Source organism: Weissella cibaria, assembly GCF_004521965.1.
GTDB lineage: Bacteria > Bacillota > Bacilli > Lactobacillales > Lactobacillaceae > Weissella > Weissella cibaria_A.
The window spans coordinates 1-14,907 of record NZ_SDGK01000029.1; the positions used below are offsets into that span (position 1 = coordinate 1).

Below are 14,907 nucleotides of genomic sequence, written 5' to 3' on the forward strand. Positions count from 1 at the left end.
GGGGGGACGCTTTTGATTTATTGCTTGTTCGTTGCGAAGAAGAATAGTGATAGCAACACGAGGAAGCCGGCTCCAATTGAAACTGAGATACGTGTTTCAGGATTGATGAACATAAAGATGACAATCAAGACCAAAGCGAAGATTGCGAAGTAGTTCGTCAATGGGTAGAGTGGCATTTTGAAAGGGTGATCCTTAAGTAATTCCTTGTTTGAACGGCGGAAGCTAAGTTCTGACCAAAGAATAACGAACCAAGGCACCATACCAGGTAACACACTTGAACTATAAACCAGGACAAAGATGTTTGCCGTTGACTTACTATAAAGTGATAATACCGTGTTCAAAATCAAACCAAGTAAGATACCACCTGAAATGGCCAAAATTGAAACGTATGGGACGTGGTGTGAAGATAACTTTTGGAAAACACCAGACGTCTCCTTGTCGCGTGACAACTTGAATAGCATACGACTTGAACTGTAAATACCTGAGTTGGCGCCTGACATGGCAGCCGTCAAGACCACGAAATTAATGATTCCAGCGGCGCCGGCAATTCCAACCTTTGAGAACGTTTCAACGAATGGTGAGCCAACGGCTGCCAGTTGGTTCCAAGGGTAAATCGTTACGATAACGAAAATGGCCCCGATGTAGAAAATCAAAATACGCCAAACAACGGACTTAACTGATGAGACGATAGCGTGACGTGGGTTGGCAGCTTCACCAGCTGTGATACCCAACACTTCGATTCCTTGGTATGACCCAACGATAATTGATAGCGAGAAGATGAATCCCTTCACGCCACCGGTGAAGAAACCACCATGTGACCACAAGTTTGATAGGCCAAGCGCGTGCCAGTGATTACCCAATCCTAAGAAGATGACCATCACACCCAATACAATCATCAAAATGATCGTGACAACCTTAATCATGGCAAAGTAGAATTCCATCGTGCCGTATGCCTTGGCTGAAGCAAGGTTCGCTAGCGTCAAAGTGGCAATAACGACCACGCCGGAAATCCAACCAGGTAGGTTTGGCCACCAGTAATTGAGATATTGGCTAACCGCGATAACTTCACTGATACCAACGACAATATATTGGAAAACGTTACTCCATTTTGTAAGGTACCCAGCAAGCGGGTGAATGTAATTGGTTGCATAATCAGCAAATGATCCGGTTGTGGGATTGATGAAAATCATTTCCCCCAAAGCTCGCATCACTAAGTACAGGAGCAAGCCGACGAAAGCGTAGGCTAATAGGACGGAAGGACCGGTCCATTTAATTGTTGAAGTTGAACCCATAAATAGGCCAACCCCGATGGTACCACCCAAGGCAATCATCTGCATTTGATTTGACGTTAGCGACCGTTGTAACTGGCCGTCAGGTAATTTATCTTTGTTCTTTGCCATATTCTTTTTCTCCTAAGCATACAAAAAGACCGTCCAACTAGCCATGCACCGCAATGGGGTGTAGAACTGATTGGACGGCCTGTTAACAATCTTTATTTAACAGTACTTTAAAGAGCCCAACCAGCCAAAATGGTGGTTGAGGTGGTGGTCGTCGTGATGACAGTAATGCTGTTGTGACGGTATTGCTTAATCATGATGATGACCTCCATTTCTGTCTTGTTAGTACTTAATGATTAGAAGTTTATCATTATTACTAAAGGTACGCAAGCTAAAAAGGCATTCATTATATTTTGCATAGTCGATAATTATTTATGAAAAGTATTTAATAATAATGCGTTAAGTTCCGAGAAATGGGCATTTGTGGTGGTGAATTCAGTTGACAGTAACTGGTTTTGAATGTAGAATTATCACATTATTTTCTAATGATTGAATGAGTAAATCTAGTAGCTAGATGAGTAGTTGAAACGAGGAAACGTTTATGGAACAAAAGGGTTTGTTCGCGCGCATGGCGCGCAAAGAAGATCCGCGAAATTACGCGGATAAGGACGGCCATCTGACGCCTGTGCTCGGTTTGCGTGAAATGATCGCAATGGGAGTTGGAACGGTTGTGGGTGCTGGTATCTTTACGATGCCAGGTATCGTGGCGGCTGATTACGCAGGACCAGCGGTTGTTATTTCATTTATTATTGCAGCAATTATTGCCGGTTTATCAGCCTTGGCTTATTCAGAATTTGCATCAGCGATGCCATATGCGGGGTCAATCTATTCATGGGCTAACGTCATTTATGGTGAATTTGTCGGTTGGCTAGCCGGTTGGGCGGTCCTAGCAGAATACTTGATTGCCTTGGCATTGATTTCAGCATCGTGGTCATCATACTTCCAGGGCTTCCTATCAAGCTTTGGTATTGCGTTGCCAAAGGCGTTGACGGCATCGTTCTCGCCAGGTAACGGGACGTGGTTCGACCTGTTTGGCGCCTTGGCGTTGTTAGTTGTTGGTCACCTGGTTTCACGTGGTGTGAAGGGTGCCGCCAAGGTTGAAAACTGGTTGGTTATTGGCAAAATTGCGGTTATCATTTTGTTCATTGTAGTGGGAGCCACTGCAATCCAATTGCAAAATTGGGTGCCGTTTGTACCGAAGCACGTGCCTGGGACAAACTTTGGTGGGATGCACGGTGTCATGATGGGAGCTGCGCAAGTCTTCTTCGCTTACATCGGTTTCGACACAATTGCTGCCAACTCAGCCGAAGTTAAGAACGCACAAAAGACGATGCCACGTGCAATTGTTGGCACGTTGTTGATTGCAACGGTTTTGTTCGTTGGTGTTGCAGCTGTCTTGACGGGTATGTTCCACTACACGAAGTTTGCTGGTAATGCTGAGCCGGCTGCTTGGGCATTGCGTCAATCAGGTCACTTGTTTACAGCGAACTTGTTGTCAGTTGTGGCATTGGTTGGTATGTTCTCTGGTTTGATTGCCTTGATGATTGGTGGTTCGCGTTTGGTTTACTCATTTGGACGTGATGGTTTGATGCCAAAGACTTTTGCCAAGTTGGATAAGAATGGTTTGCCAAAGAATGGTACATTGGTTTTGACGATTTTGACCGTTGCGCTGGGCGCCGTATTCCCAGTTGGGATGTTGGCAAACTTGGTTTCTGCCGGAACGTTGATTGCTTTTATCGTCGCCTCAGTGGGTGTTCTGAAGTTGCGTAAGCGTCAAGATATTGACCACTCAGGTTACAAGATGCCATGGTACCCAGTGTTGCCAATTATTTCAGCATTGGCTTCAACCGGTTTGTTCGTTTCTTTGAACAAGGATGCTTTGATTTTGACCCTTGTTTGGGTTGTTGTAGGTGCGTTGGTATACGTGGCCTATGGCGCAAAGCACAGTACCAAAGATTAATGTTATGAAGTAAACGGGTTTAGCAACGTTAGTTGTTAAACCCATTTTTATTTGCGGGTATGCCGAAATTAATCACAATAGACGATGCGGTCTGTGCGATAATGTAAGGATATCTAGAATGAAGTGTAGGGGGAGGGTAGTAGCGTGAAAGAAGTACTAGTACTGACAACGGGAGGCACGATTGCCTCAACAAAGACGGAGAACGGGTTGGCGCCTGGTTTGGCGGCGGAGGTGTTAGTCAGTTATTTTGAACGTCGACCAGGGGTAAATTTGTCCGTTGAAAACGTGATGATTAAGGATTCAACCAATATGCAACCGGAAGATTGGGTTGAAATTGCGGAACGCATTCAAGCGCATTACCAGGCGTACGATGCCTTCATCGTGACGCATGGTACGGATACTATGGGCTACTCGGCTGCTGCTCTGTCATATTTGCTGTATGGCTTTGATAAGCCGGTTGTTTTGACAGGATCACAGGTGCCGCTTGGTATGGCCGAAACAGACGCGGTGCGCAATCTGCATGATTCGTTAACGTTTGCTAGCCAAACGGATCTGCAGGGGGTCTATTTAGTTTTTAATGGGCTTGTTATGGCAGGAACACGTGCTGTGAAGACGAAATCAAAGAGTTATGATGCGTTCGAAAGTATTAATTATCCGTACATCGCTAGCGTATCTGAAGGTAACATGGTGCCATTGTATCAACCCGGACCTGAAACGCCAGTCCTGACACCTAGTATTAATTTGGATACGAAGGTATTTGTGCTTAAAGCATTTCCAGGGCTAACGGTCGATATTTTTGATTATCTGACTGCTAATATGCATGGTGTCATTATTGAAAGTTTTGGCAATGGTGGCCTACCATTCGAACGTCGTAATCTTATACCGGGTGTTGAAAAATTGACGGCAGCTGGTATACCAGTTATTATCACGACCCAGATTTTAGAAGAGGGACAAGATATTAATCTCTATGAGGTGGGCAAGCGAGTTGCGGATGCTGGTGGTATTACAGCTGGTGATATGAACACTGAAGCGATCGTGGCAAAACTAATGTGGGTGCTAGGTCAGACGCGACAGCTTGAGACAGTTCAGACGCTTATGCAAACACCAATTGCGCATGACTTAGATTTTGTATAAAACAATTAGTGAGACAAAATTTGCCTGTTGCAGGCGTTACAAGCAGAAATGAGGTTGAAATGGCTGCTTTGAAGTATGAAATTTTAGAAGAATTGGGGACACTCTCAACGAGTAAGTCTGGCTGGGAAATGCAATTAAATGTTGTGCAGTGGGGCGCCAATAAGCCGAAGTATGATTTGCGCATGTGGTCACCGGATCATGCCAAGATGGGGAAGGGACTAACGCTAACCCGCGAAGAGATTGAAAAATTGCATGAATTATTGGGACAAGCGCTTGCAGTGGGTGACGGACAATTTGAGATACCTGAGCTGGTTGAAACGGAATCGCAAGTTTTGACGCCACCAGTTATTGAACCGGCTTCAACCTCACAACCAGCTGCACATGATTATCTAGCGGATATGTATTATGCCGATAAAGTAGCGGCTGAATCCGAAGCAGAGTCGGAAGACGACGCACGACCTAAGTGGGGACGCTTAGGCGATTTATGAAATTAAATTTTTGTTGATTATGTTGACTGTTATGCAGATTAATCATCAAAGTATAAAAGATGAAACGTGATTGGACCGGTGTTGCAGGCTAATCGCGTTTTTGTTTAACTCATTTATTGTTAATGGCGATGGTACATTTTTTGCATGATAGTTGTGCAAAAATGCCCTTGTTCCGGGGCTTGTAGTCCGTTAGACTGAGCTATATTAGCGACTTTGGGGGATGGAAATATGCGTTTAGTAGTGTTGGAAATGGATCGTTTAGCCATAGATAGTGTAAATTGGGGGCGTATGGTGGCGGGAATGTTATCGCAGGGTGTGACAATTGTTGTTATGCCAGATGCTAGTCAGCATGTGTCGGCCGGCTTGCCACAGCAAATTGGCGACGGTATTTTACCGCGTGATGGCGTATCACAATTGCGCGCAGACAATCCGCTAGTGAGTTTAGAGGCGGCGTTTCGTGAATTTGGGGAGCGACCAGTATGGTCTTGGTCAGCAACGACGCGATTGCGTGATGTTGAAAGAGGTGTTGGCATCATACATTTAGGGAAAATTGATGCAGTTTGGCATCGTGCAGTGGGGGAGGGAAGTGAAGCACACATTTTTGATTTAGGTGCGACGGTGCTGGTGATTCCGCATGTGTCACAGACACATAAATCGCAGGTGCAAGAAGAAGTGAAGCAACTGCAAGATTATCTCCATGGTCAAATTAAACCGATGATGATGTTGCCGCCGTTAGAGTGGATGCCACGATTGCGATTACGCGGTTGGGTGCGATGCGACGTACTTGCGCAACAAAAAGAAGCGGATGTAGCTGAGTTACGACCAATTGTCATTGATTATGACTGTGATGTATTGATGTTAAAGCGTTGGCGCCTATCAGGTGATACAAATGATGCTGGGGTGTTTGTTTCAATTGCTTAATTAGATCTTATTGCTATATACAAATTACGTGACAATGAATTTGTATATAGCAATGCGCCGCCTAGGTAATCGTTGTATAATGTAAGTGCACTAAAAATGATTGAGGGATATGACATGAACAAAGCGCCACAACGTGTCCAAGGCATCTTTGATGGTTTGGCAAAAGACTATGACAAGATGAACGATATTATCAGTTTGGGGACACATCGCAGTTGGCGTGCCAAGACGATGGCGTCAATCGATATTCCAAAGAATAGCCAAATTTTAGATGTTGCTGCTGGAACGGGTGACTGGACGATTGCGTTGGCTAAAGAATTAGGTGAGAAGGGTCATGTGACTGGTTTTGATTTGAGTCCAGAAATGTTGGCTGTTGCCCGTGAAAAAGTTCGCGAAGCTGGCGTGAGTTTTTGGGTAACCCTAACGCAAGGGAATGCCATGGAACTACCATATGAAGATGACACCTTCGATTTGGTAACGATTGGATTTGGTTTGCGTAACTTGCCGGATACTGAAAAGGGCATGCAGGAATTGTATCGCGTGTTGAAGCCTGGTAGTCAGTTGGTTGTCTTGGAAACATCACAACCTGACAATCCGGTTATCAAGCCATTCTGGAAGATGTACTTCAAGGGTGTGATGCCGATGATGGGTAAGGTGTTTGCTCATGATAAGGATTCATACGACTACCTGGAAAAGACGACCGAAGAATTCATGTCATTTACAGCTTTGGCTGACTTGATGCGTGATACTGGTTTTAAGACGGTTGCCTACCAACGCTTTAATTTTGGAGCAGCTGCAGCGCATTTTGGGATTAAATAATAATGAGAAAAAGCCACTTTGGAAAATTTGTCCAAAGTGGCTTTTCTGATTTTTGTTCTAGTCTAGATTGTAATTAATATCTGGTGTCACGGTTGCGCCAAGCACGTTCTTGAAGTGCCAAAGTGCCCAACGGTGACCTTCTTGGGTGAAGCTAGCGACACCATCGGCATGGACGGTAATGTCATAGTTCAAGTTGTAAGCGTCGACCGCTGTGTGCAAAATGCAAATATCGGTGTCGACCCCCGTCAAATGAATATCCTTAATATCGCGTGATCGCAAATAATTATCCAAATCAGAATTGGCGAAACTGCTGTAACGATTCTTAGGATAAATCCACACGTTAACATCGTCCTTGTGCGCAAGGACCCAATCGGCCAGGGCGCCATAATAGTCACGCCCGGGTGTGTTTGCGACGTTGTGAGCTGGGTACAATTTTGTCTCAGGGTGATAGGGGTCGTTTGGCACGTGTAAATCAGTTGGCAAAATGACGGCATCACCGTTAGCTAAAAATTCATCAGCAAGTTCGACCAATCGTGGTGCGAGTGTTTGAGCTGTCTCCCCGGCAGTTAATGGTCCCTCTGGTGCGACGAAATCATTTGTGTAATCAATAATCAACAAAGCCTTCATGGCAATCTCCTCTAGTTGAACTCAAAAATGACGTTTCTGTTTGTTGACTATTATACGTCGCAATTAGCAAATTACCTAGCGTCGAACGGGAATAATCATAGCCGTTAAAGTTGATGAGGAAGTGTGCTTGCCGGTTTCGACAACGAATGTATCGATTTGCCAAGTTTGGATTTGACGACCAGCATGAATTGGCTTGGCAATGGCGCGTAATGTGCCTTCCGTTGCTTGTGCGATGTGGTGCGTGTGAATGTCCAACCCAACCGGTACTTGCTTGGTGTTATCAAGGCCGTAATTGGCGCCGAAGCTACCAGCTGATTCGGCAAGTAGTGCGTTGATGCCACCATGAACAATACCGTATGGTTGCTTAACTTCATCGCGGATTGGCATGGTCAAAATGACTTCGTCGGCTGTTAGTTTTTCAGTGGAAATGTTTAAATATTCAATTGCATTCATTGTGATAAACGACCTTTCAATTTAAATATATGTATTTTGTATGTAAGCCACAATGAGGCGAACACGAACAAAAAACCACACAAATGGTTAAAGTGGTAAATATAAGTTTAACGATTTTTTGGAAAAATGGGTAGAAAAAAGCTATAATTTAGGAAGCATATTTTGAGACCAAGGGAATTGAAACTCGAAATTCGGAAAGTGAGATATATAAATGACTGTAGAATGGACAACCATCAAAGCATACTCAGAAATTTTGTTTGAGCGTTCAGATGCGGTGGCGAAGGTTACGATGAACAATCCAGCCCGTCACAACGCCTTCACACCGGTAATGGTGCAAGAGATGATCGATGCATTTTCAATGGCACGTGATGACGCGTCAATTGGTGTCATCATTTTGACGGGAGCCGGTGATAAGGCATTTTCATCTGGTGGTGATCAATCAGTACGTGGTAACGGTGGTTACGTGGGACCAGACCACATTGCCCGTTTGAACGTGTTGGACTTGCAACACTTGATTCGTATTATTCCGAAGCCAGTCATTGCGATGGTTAAGGGTTGGGCCGTTGGTGGTGGAAACATTTTGCAATTAGTTGCCGACCTAACGATTGCAGCTGACAATGCTATGTTTGGTCAAACTGGGCCAAAGGTTGGCTCATTTGACGCAGGTTATGGTTCAGGTTACTTGGCCCGTGTTATTGGTCACAAGCGTGCGAAGGAAGTATGGTTCTTGACGAAGTTCTACACTGCTGATGAAGCATACAGCATGAACTGGATTAACCGCGTTGTGCCTTTGGCTGAAGTTGAAGATGCGACGATGGAATGGGCAAACGAAATTTTGAAGAAGTCACCAACAGCTATTCGTTTCATTAAGGCAGCGATGAATGCTGATACGGATGGTTTGGCTGGTTTGCAACAATTCGCGGGTGATGCCACGATGTTGTACTACACGACGGACGAAGGTAAGGAAGGTAAGAACGCCTTCCTTGAGAAGCGTGAGCCAGACTTTACGCGGTTCCCTAAGTTCCCGTAAGCGACACTTTTAAAGACAAAAGAACAGACGCCCCGCATCAATGATTTTGTGATGTGGGGCTTTCTATTGAAAGGAAGCACAATGGAAAATTGGCTAACCAAGCGCGCGAATTTAACGCCTGACCGGATGGCGATTCGGTTTGGTGATGTAACGCTCACTTTTGCTGAAATGCGCAAGCGGGTGTTGCAGATTGCAGGACAAATCGCGAAACATGTGGATAATAACGAGCGCATTGCCTTAATTACGCCCAATAATTTAACGGGTTACCTCATGATTTTAGCGATTCAACAACTTGATAAGACGGTTGTGCTGTTGAATCGCCGTTTGTCACCCCGCGAAATGGACTTTCAACTAGCTGATGCTACGATCACAACGATTTTGCAAGATGATACCTTTGTTGGTGGGTTGGCGAATGTTCACCAACTTAACTTTTCAGAAATTTTAGCAACTGAAGCAGAACCTATCGTGCCGATTGCGACGTTCGACTTAGATAAAGTAACGTCAATTATGTATACTTCTGGTACCACCGGTAATCCTAAAGGTGTCATGCAAACGTTTGGTAATCACTTCTATTCAGCAGTTGGTTCAGCGCTCAATTTGGGACTGACGCCAAATGATGTCTGGCTTGCAGCGGTCCCAATCTTCCATATTAGTGGGCTGTCAATTATGATGCGCTCGTTGATTTATGGAATGGGTGTTGTGCTATATGAACGTTTTGATGTCGATCGGATTAACCATGAACTGTTAACGGGTCAAGTGACGACCATCTCAGTGGTACCAGTCATGTTGAAGCAGTTACTGGCCCAGTTGCCGGCAGGGTCTGTTTACCATGAACGCTTCCGGACAATGTTGCTGGGGGGCGGACCAACTGATTTGACGACTTTGGGAAAGGCGATAGCTGCCGGCATTGAAATTGTACAATCATATGGGATGACTGAAACGGCGTCGCAAGTGATTGCGCTGGATGCAAGCAGTGCAACGCGTAAGCTAGGATCAGCGGGGAAGCCCCTGTTCCCAGTTGAAGTTCGCATCCAAAAGGTTAACGATGCTGACAAAGTTGGTCGTATTCAAATTAAGTCACCAACCTTGGCAGTGGGATATCTTAATTGCCCAGATAAGTATGCCGAAGCATTTGTCGATGGCTGGTTTGATACTGGTGACATGGGCTGGTTGGATGACGACGGATTTTTGTACGTTGAAGGGCGTGAAGGTGATATGATTTCGTCGGGGGGTGAAAATGTGTTCCCTGATGAAATCGAATCGGTCTATGGCGAAGCTGACGCGATTGCCCAAATATCAGTTGTCGGCATTCCAGATGATCGTTGGGGCGCTGTCCCAGTCGCTTTTGTAATGTTTAAAGACGAACAAACGATGGATTTTGCGACATTGCGTAACTTTGGTCGTGAACGATTGGCGCACTATAAAGTGCCAGTACGATTCTTTGCGACGGAAACTTTCCCACGGACGGCTAGTGGCAAAATTCAACGCCATAAATTGCGTGATCAACTGACCACAGCGCGTGAAATTAAATAACTAAAGCGGAAGCGATGTAGCAGATTGGTCTATGTCGCTTCTTTTTTGTTCGCTAGACTGTTCGTAACGGATTTACGTGTAATGGCCGAAGTTTATTTGCGTCCTAAAAACAGGGGGATGGGAGTGCGAATGAAGTAGATGAATAAACCCTAAATTAGGGCTTAAAGGACCAGCGGTGATGTCTGGTGTGACGATGGTAGTGTTGGGGATGATGCCGGGACGGTTTTGCCAGCTGGTACAAGTTTTGTGCAAGTGGCCGATGCGCGAATTGCGAATGGTTTTGCAGTGGGGCCAACAATCAATACCAAGCCGACGACACAATCATGATATCGCTGTATGGTGAGATGATTTCGGACAATGTGGTTAATTGCCAGTGGTACGATTTGGTGCGCGCGCGTGGTGTGTTGCAACATGATCAACAGACAATTGGGACGTATGAAGTAGTGGGTCAAACGTTACGGCTGACGCTACAAACAACACCGATTGGACGGGTAGATGTGCATTTAACGATTGCAGGATCGGCCGCGGCACCGCTACCGGAAGCGCCAATTTGGGCAGCAAAAACGGGGGCCGCTCGCATCCTGTTTGGCCAGGCTGAGGCTGTGGGACATTTTGCGTTCACATCACGGTTTCAGACCGATGCGCCAGATATCGCAACGCAACATATTTTTACCAAAAGTGACCAGATGGGTGTAGGTAGTTATTACCAAGATGATGGATATATGAATGCTTTATTACGAGGGGATGCCACCAAGGCGGCCCAAATTCGCGAAAATGGCCAGTTTGCGATAAACGATTTGGTGCAAATTCAACAGGTGCAAATTGCATCAGGTACGGTGTTGTCAGTGAATTCGTCGTCAGGTTACTTGACGTACTTTGTGGTCGATAAAAATAAAAATGGTCATTACCAAGCAACGGTCATTTCAGCGACCACCCGTCAAATGAATACCGAACCGACTTACGCGCAAACGTTTGTGGCCGTTGATGTGGCCGCGTCAGACGCAACGATTGCGCTTGAGTTGGCGCGAAATGGTCGCGGTGCATATACAACGCAACTGAACGATGATGGCTCGTATACCTTGGCTTATAATATGGGGAATCGATACACCGAGTGGAGCATTGAGAATTTTCATAATGGTTCATTCTCGACATTTGTACAGCAACATCAGGCAACGGGAGCATTGACGTTAGCCGACTTCCGGCGGCTTGATGCAAATATTAGCCGGGCTGGTGGAGACCCCCATCAGAGGGAACGGGGTCACACGGACACCAGTTTTATCTGCGGTTTGCTGATAATACGACAGATAATGCGGCCGTTAGTATCCTAAAAACGTGTGATGGTAATGGTGACTTGTTGGCCGTCGCGGCACCGTTATATGCCCAAACCACACCAGATGTGGTGAAACATCAGTTGGTGACACAATCTCAACCAGTATCACGATTAGCCGTGCCGGTCGCTAGTATGCCGGCCAATTCGATACCGCGAGAAGTAACGTCACGGCCAGCAAAGTTAGTGGTCCAGGACGAACGTTGACCCAATGGCCTGGTTAATCAGAAATTAAACTCGTCGCCAAAAACTGTAGCGACTTTGCCGGAAATGGTTGCACAGGCACCTGCACCAGAATTGCCAGCAACGGATTTTACGGTGACGCCATGGCTAACTTGGCCTGTTTTGTGGCTGTTAACCACGGTAGCTACTGTGGATGTTATTCGACAAAAAAAGAATGACTCTCATACTTGAATTTCCAAAATTAGGGTCTATAATTATAGTCAATCTAGGAAAGGGGGTGATGCGTTTTGTTAGATTATAGCAATCAAACGATTCGTATCGCCCTTGTATAGGAAACAAGGGCGATACGTAATTGTATTTAGCCCGGTAGGCAACTACCGGACGGCTGTGCGGATTGCAATTCAAGAAGTATGGTCGGAAAGGCACCAGATGGCGAACCTGGTGCCTTTTTCCTTTGGTTTCAAAACCTATTCATGAATTTCAAGTGGTAACCCATCAGGATCAAAAAAGAAGGTCATTTTCTCACCAGTGTAATCGTCGGTACGAATGGGCTCACTTTGGATGCCTTGGATAGCCAAATAGGCGACCGTGTCAGGGACACTGGCAACTTTAAAAGCCAAGTGACGCAAACCGCGTGCTTCTGGGAACGAGGGTCGCGTTGGAAATTTATCGCTGATAAAAATCTCGAGTTCTTGTGTGCCAAGTCGCAGATCCAACTTGATATCGTTTTTCTCTGGTCGCACGTTTTCGCGGATCACTTGAAAGCCAAGTTTATTAACATAGAAGTTTTTAGTGGCATCGTAGTTTGATGCATTGATGGCAATGTGGTGAATGGTATCAAATAACATAGTTGTTCCTCCTGCTAATTATTCTATCAAGACTTACGGAATGGAAACGATTATAATGAAGGAAAAACCTTAAATATTTAAGGTTCGGCAAAGTTGCCACTATGCCGATTTTAAGGTTCAGCCACTATATTTAAGTCATTAAATACGAAATGAAAAAATCTTTGGCTGCAGCGAGGTTATTGAGATGGCAGGAAATACGATTAAATTATTGGTAGTTGAAGACGATTACGCATTGAACGATACGGTACGCGAAACAATCTCGGATCTTGGTGAAGTGACGCAAGTGCATGATGGTGATGAAGGTTGGTATGAGATTGAATCTGGGGTTTATGATGCCGTTGTCTTAGATGTCATGTTACCAGGTCAAGACGGCTTTACCATTTTGAAGAAGGCCAAAGATCTTTATCCAACGTTGCCGATTTTGATGTTGACGGCAAAGGGTGAATTGTCTGATAAGATGCAAGGCTTTAACTTAGGTGCCGACGAATACATTACCAAGCCTTTCTATAAGGAAGAACTATTGGCGCGTTTGAAGACGTTGTTGCGTCACGCAGGTGTTTTGGGTCAAGACGGTGCGTTGGAAGTTGGTAATGTGCAAGTCTTCATCGATCAACACCGAGTTCTCGTTAATAATGAAGAGATTAGTTTGCAAGGCCGTGAATTCGGTCTGCTGGTTTACCTTATGCAACACGTTGGCCAGATTGTCACAAAGGATCAAATTTTTGACCGTTTGTGGGGCTTTGACTCAGATACGTCATTGACTGTTGTTGAAGTTTACATGTCGAACCTTCGTAAGAACTTGCGCAACGCGGATGCCCAAGTAAACATTAAGACGTTGCGCAATGTGGGTTACACTCTAAATGCAACGACGGAAGCTTAATGGCCCCAACTGAAAAACAGTCGAAAATCGCCGTGATGCTTGAAAAAATCAGGGCGTTTTTCGCGAAAATAAAACTACCCAGGTGGTTGCAAAGAATCCGCGCTTCGCTACCACAACAGGTGAAGATGACTATTTTGATGGTCGTTGGTTTTACGATGGTGTTCTCGTTAATTGGGACGTTTACCATTAGCCAGTTCCGGGTCGTGATGTACGGCAATGCGCAGGAACGTGTCGAAAAGGCATTTGCCCCGCAAAGTGGGTTTGACCAGCCATTGCAAACTGCCCAAGTGACTGACTATGTCCAAACGTTCCAAGATGCGTTGGCATTGAAAGAAGGCAAGGTTTATTTGAAATCATATCGGGGTAGTTGGTACTTTTTCTACCGGCATGGTGATCAAATGGCTTTTGTCGATGTGACGACGGAGCATGAGATGGTTGATTCGTTCCAGAATCGGCTTGTCTGGATTTTCGCATTATCTGAAATCGCTTTGCTATTAATGGCGATTGCGTTAACGCGGGCCAATATGCGACCGATTATGCGTTCGTGGTCACAACAACGGACGTTCGTGGCCGATGCTGCGCACGAGTTCAAAACGCCGATGACGGTTATTCAGAATAATTTGGAACGGATGCTTGAGCGGCCAAATGATACGGTGATGGATCAAGTGGAAAACGTCGCGAATGCATTAACTGAGGTCCGACATTTGAATAATTTGACTGGTGACTTACTGACGTTGTCACAGGCTGACGCTGATGTGCCGTTGTTTGCGTTTGCTGATGTGGATCTGGCCGCTGTTGCGCGTGAAGTTGGCGATATTTATGAGTTTAATGCTGAAGAAAAGGGACAAACATTGTCGGTTGATGTGCCAGAAACATTGCCGATGGTCGGGGATGCCCAACGTTTACGCCAATTATTGGTGATTTTGACTGATAATGCGCAAAAGTACGCTGGTGAAGGCGCTAGTGTTATAATCAGTGCTAGTGCGGCCGGTAATAATATTAAATTGCAAGTTTCCGATACTGGTAAAGGTGTGCCAGATGCCGATAAGCAACATCTGTTTGATCGTTTTTATCGTGTTGATAAAGCGCGTTCCCGCTCAACGGGTGGGCACGGTCTTGGTCTAGCGATTGCCAAATGGGTCGTGCAGGGACATCGTGGTTCGATTGAAGTGCTTGATAATCAACCGCACGGAACGATCTTTAGTATGACGATGCCAAAAAACCAAAAATTAAAATAATTCAGATGTAGTTAAACGCTCGAATTTTCGGCTCTTTGTCAAATGGTGTTGGTCGGAGAAAATTCTGACTAAAATCGGTGATTATTGAGTTTTTATAACCTGGATTGTGTGGGTGATTGGCAACGGCCAATT

General features: G+C 45.3%; 15 protein-coding genes. 11 read left to right on the forward strand and 4 right to left on the reverse strand.

The genetic code is table 11. The features are described 5' to 3' along the window. Window positions 1–17 precede the first annotated feature (17 nt). Window positions 18–1,400, reverse strand: coding sequence for an amino acid permease (locus EST42_RS04390; RefSeq protein ID WP_134644382.1), 1,383 nt, complete (start codon window positions 1,398–1,400; stop codon window positions 18–20). 478 nt (window positions 1,401–1,878) lie between these two features. Between EST42_RS04390 and EST42_RS04395 the strand changes: the two genes are divergently transcribed. The 5 genes from EST42_RS04395 to EST42_RS04415 all read left to right on the forward strand — a co-directional run bounded on the left by EST42_RS04395 (window position 1,879) and on the right by EST42_RS04415 (window position 6,656). Then, window positions 1,879–3,297 (forward strand): APC family permease, encoded by a 1,419-nt coding sequence (locus EST42_RS04395; RefSeq protein WP_134644383.1) that lies wholly within the window; start codon window positions 1,879–1,881, stop codon window positions 3,295–3,297. Window positions 3,298–3,441: 144 nt separating this feature from the next. Then, a complete protein-coding gene (locus EST42_RS04400) occupies window positions 3,442–4,431 on the forward strand; it encodes an asparaginase (protein ID WP_134644384.1) in 990 nt (329 codons plus the stop codon). 59 nt (window positions 4,432–4,490) lie between these two features. Then, window positions 4,491–4,919 (forward strand): YdbC family protein, encoded by a 429-nt coding sequence (locus EST42_RS04405; RefSeq protein ID WP_134644385.1) that lies wholly within the window; start codon window positions 4,491–4,493, stop codon window positions 4,917–4,919. Window positions 4,920–5,147: 228 nt separating this feature from the next. Continuing rightward, window positions 5,148–5,840: a hypothetical protein gene (locus tag EST42_RS04410; protein WP_134644386.1), complete on the forward strand. Its 693-nt coding sequence runs from the start codon at window positions 5,148–5,150 to the stop codon at window positions 5,838–5,840. 114 nt (window positions 5,841–5,954) lie between these two features. After that, window positions 5,955–6,656, forward strand: a complete 702-nt coding sequence (locus EST42_RS04415; protein WP_134644387.1) for a demethylmenaquinone methyltransferase — start codon at window positions 5,955–5,957, stop codon at window positions 6,654–6,656. Window positions 6,657–6,713: 57 nt separating this feature from the next. On the opposite strand, the gene EST42_RS04420 is transcribed toward EST42_RS04415, so the two are convergent. Both EST42_RS04420 and EST42_RS04425 read right to left on the reverse strand, forming a co-directional pair. Beyond that, entirely contained in the window at window positions 6,714–7,283 is a 570-nt protein-coding gene (locus tag EST42_RS04420; RefSeq protein WP_134644388.1) for a cysteine hydrolase family protein, read from the reverse strand. 75 nt (window positions 7,284–7,358) lie between these two features. Further along, window positions 7,359–7,736, reverse strand: coding sequence for a PaaI family thioesterase (locus EST42_RS04425; RefSeq protein WP_134644389.1), 378 nt, complete (start codon window positions 7,734–7,736; stop codon window positions 7,359–7,361). 211 nt (window positions 7,737–7,947) lie between these two features. On the opposite strand from EST42_RS04425, the gene menB reads away from it, so the two are divergent. The 4 genes from menB (at window position 7,948) to EST42_RS04445 (ending at window position 11,833) form a co-directional block, all read left to right on the forward strand. Beyond that, complete coding sequence (gene menB / locus EST42_RS04430; RefSeq protein ID WP_134644390.1) at window positions 7,948–8,766, forward strand: 1,4-dihydroxy-2-naphthoyl-CoA synthase; 819 nt, start codon at window positions 7,948–7,950, stop codon at window positions 8,764–8,766. 81 nt (window positions 8,767–8,847) lie between these two features. Next, window positions 8,848–10,299, forward strand: a complete 1,452-nt coding sequence (locus EST42_RS04435) for an o-succinylbenzoate--CoA ligase (RefSeq protein WP_134644391.1) — start codon at window positions 8,848–8,850, stop codon at window positions 10,297–10,299. A 323-nt stretch (window positions 10,300–10,622) separates the two neighbouring features. Continuing rightward, complete coding sequence (locus EST42_RS04440) at window positions 10,623–11,627, forward strand: hypothetical protein (protein ID WP_134644392.1); 1,005 nt, start codon at window positions 10,623–10,625, stop codon at window positions 11,625–11,627. 23 nt (window positions 11,628–11,650) lie between these two features. Continuing rightward, on the forward strand, window positions 11,651–11,833 hold the full coding sequence (locus EST42_RS04445) for a hypothetical protein (protein WP_134644393.1): 183 nt from the start codon (window positions 11,651–11,653) through the stop codon (window positions 11,831–11,833). Between the two features lie 443 nt (window positions 11,834–12,276). Here EST42_RS04445 and gloA2 read toward each other — a convergent pair whose 3' ends face one another. Next, window positions 12,277–12,657 carry an SMU1112c/YaeR family gloxylase I-like metalloprotein gene (gloA2, locus tag EST42_RS04450; protein ID WP_134644394.1) on the reverse strand — a complete coding sequence of 127 codons (381 nt, stop codon included), beginning with the start codon at window positions 12,655–12,657 and terminating at the stop codon, window positions 12,277–12,279. 184 nt (window positions 12,658–12,841) lie between these two features. Here gloA2 and EST42_RS04455 point away from each other — a divergent pair, with 184 nt between their 5' ends. After that, window positions 12,842–13,537, forward strand: a complete 696-nt coding sequence (locus EST42_RS04455; protein WP_134644395.1) for a response regulator transcription factor — start codon at window positions 12,842–12,844, stop codon at window positions 13,535–13,537. 125 nt (window positions 13,538–13,662) lie between these two features. Further along, the gene (locus tag EST42_RS04460) at window positions 13,663–14,775 is read left to right on the forward strand and encodes a sensor histidine kinase (protein WP_134644396.1); all 1,113 of its coding nucleotides are present in this window, start codon (window positions 13,663–13,665) and stop codon (window positions 14,773–14,775) included. The last annotated feature ends 132 nt before the right edge of the window (window positions 14,776–14,907 follow it).